Here is a 2,975-nt window from a genome sequence, read left to right as displayed (position 1 = left end):
ACACCTCAATCTGTTGAATAATCTGCATTGTTTCCACGCTGACGGTGCAGACTCTTTGTAGTAAATCTATTACCTGTTCTTTGTAATCTGCAAAGCGATATGTATTGAATTTCTCTGCGATCGTCGGATCTTTAGGTTTCTTTTCTTTATATTGATCTAATATCCATTCTAAAGCAGAACGATTGCCAAGGCGATATTCCCAAGCCATTTTGGGGACACCTTCTAAAGTTGTGACATCATCTAAAATAATGGTTCCATTGGCTGCATCGGCTTTGAGTTTTGCCTTTGGTATCCTATTTGTAGCCAAAGGTAAATCAATTCGTTTTAAAGGATAGGGTTGGACAGTTTCATAATTGATGTGCAAATCCATCAACTGTTTACCCCAGTTAACCCATTTGTGAAAGTCTTCGTAGAATGGTATGCGCGGAAATTCTCGTTTCAAATTAAGTTCGTATTTGGTGCGATAGCCGGGATTGTGCAAGACTGCGTAAGTGTAGTGAAAGATATCTAATTTGCTAATTGTTGAATCACCGTAATGGGTTTGGAATTGTGCTAACCCCCAATCTGTGATGTTGTCTATGCGGTTCCCCTCTTTGTCGTAGCGGTAGAGGGGAAGACATTGAGAACCACCATTAGTTAAGACATCGGGTATATATTTAATACCAATACAAAAACCAGCCGCATCAACACCTGATTTTATCCAAATCGCTTTGTTTTCAATACTATAACTTGGGAAAATTTGAGGGAGTTGATAAGTCCTTCCATTAAAATGCTTATCAAAATAAAGATATTTTTTGATAAATGGTCTGTATGTACTTGTAATTATCGATAATTCATCGAAGTTTTTACTGATCCCCCGCTCTAAATATCTGCTTAATTCTGCATCCCACTTAATATCAAATCCCAATTCTTCCGATGTTCTCCGTTTGCGTTCATACACATCTACAAAGAACTTCATCCGGTTTTCTAATTCTGCTTTTGAGAAGTCATACACCCATTCGTCACGTTGAGTTTTAATACCTGAAGAAAATAATTTAAATATTGCTTGCTCTCCTTGAGCAGCTTTGACATCTTTACTGATAATAGGAATAAGGCAATCAAAGTCATTATCTGACAAATTAATCCAGTTACTTTTGTCATCTGGATTAATATGCAAAAACGAAAATTTATCAAATGGTGTTTTAGCTAAGAAATCCAGCTTCTCTTCGGCTGAATCTTCTGCAACTTTTGTATAGAAAATTTGACAAGGAACTTTAGCTTTCCCTAGTTTCTTTACCATAAAGCTGATAGCTGTACCAATCTTTACTCCAAAAACACTGCCAGATTTATCTCCTGTGCGGATATTTCCACCCAAATCGATAATATAAATTTCGCTAAATTCATCTGAAACAACTTTTCTAAATCCGTCAAATGTCTTACTATCAATAAATGAAGAATTAGTGATTAATGCCACTATACCATTTTGACTGAGGCGGTCTGATGCCCATCGCAGAAATCGCACATACATATCATAAAGTGCAATTTGATTTTGCGCTGTACCACGCTTGATGTATGTTTCCTTAATGCGCTTATCTACTTCTGGATAGGCAATATTTGCATTATGATCGTTAAAATTATCTTGTTTAGCATTATATGGGGGATTGCCTATAATGATAGAAATATCAGTTTCATTTTGTTGCTTGATTCTCTCTGTATTTTCTACACTCATTGAAAACAAATTCATTTGCTTGCCTTCAAAAGATGTATGCTCAAGTGTATCAACAAAACATATTTTTTTAAATTCTTCATATACACCAATTTTTTGTTTATAGGTGTATTCAATATTCAAGTTAGCAATATAATAAGGTAATATCGCTACTTCGTTACAGCGAATTTCATGCTTATACTTGTATTCAAGTTTATCTTTAGGCAAATAATCAATTAATTCAGTAATAAAAGTACCTGTTCCTGTAGCCGGATCTAAAATTTCGACATCTTTATCAGCAAGCAGCTTACCAAAATTTTTATGAACTAAATAATCTACACTTTCAATCATGAAGCGCACAACTTCATTCGGCGTATATACAATTCCTAGCCTATCAGCAGCTTTCGGATTATATGCTTTGTAGAAATTCTCATAAAGCACTTTTAAAAACTTCTGCTTTTCATGATGATTGTAAATATTTGCAGCAGTTCTTCTAATGACTCCATAATAACGCTCAATGGTACCAAGAGTATTCTTTTTAGTGCTACCTGTAAAAAAGGTATCTATCACCCCTTTTAATTCACGAGCAATATTATTTTCTCGATGAAACTGAGATTCATTGAAGATGCTAATAAAGATATCTTCAGTTAAAATATGCTGAATCATCATTTCTCTAATATCCAGCAAAGTTACTTCAGGATTAATTGATTCTTTGCAGATACTCCAAAATTTAGCCCTGGCTATTTTAAAAGCTGCGTTTGTTTCGATTTGACTATCAATTAAGTTACGCAAAGCATTTAAAACAGCCGGTAAATCTTCCTTAAAAATTTCAATCGCCTCACGAAAATCTTTAACTTCCGGGCGAACATAATTAATGAAATATGTAATTATTCCATCCAGCGCGTCAGCATCTTTCATCGGGACGCGCATGGTTTCTTGTCCACCCTGAATTAAAACTGCTGTCTGGGAATCTTCAAACAGAATGTTACTATCTGGGTAGCCTTTTATAAGCTTTTTCTCAATTTCTTGGTCTAAATTGTCATATTCATCCTTGCTTTCCCAATAGCCCCAATCCAACCGCAAAGCATCTTTAACAGTGCCATCTGGATAAACAAGTTTGCCGCTAGGTGTTTTATAATCTAGTTCGGGAATAAGCCTAAATTCTCTAGGTTTGCAATATTCATTAACTAAGTTTTGAAATGCAACCCGAATCGATGTTTCTTTACGTGAACCGCCATATTGGATAATTCTTTCTACTTCTGTGTGATATTGACTAACCAGAAGTTTGGAC

General features: G+C 35.2%; 1 protein-coding gene. It reads right to left on the bottom strand.

The genetic code is table 11. The features are described 5' to 3' along the window. Positions 1-2,975 (bottom strand): type ISP restriction/modification enzyme (locus HWQ37_RS32300; protein ID WP_292755136.1); only part of this gene is annotated, 2,975 nt, incomplete at both ends.

Origin of the sequence: Nostoc sp. NMS4, assembly GCF_017115095.1 — a bacterium.
Classification (GTDB): Bacteria; Cyanobacteriota; Cyanobacteriia; order Cyanobacteriales; family Nostocaceae; genus Nostoc.
The sequence above is the reverse complement of the archived record's forward strand: the minus strand, read 5'-3'. Positions and strand labels throughout refer to the sequence as shown.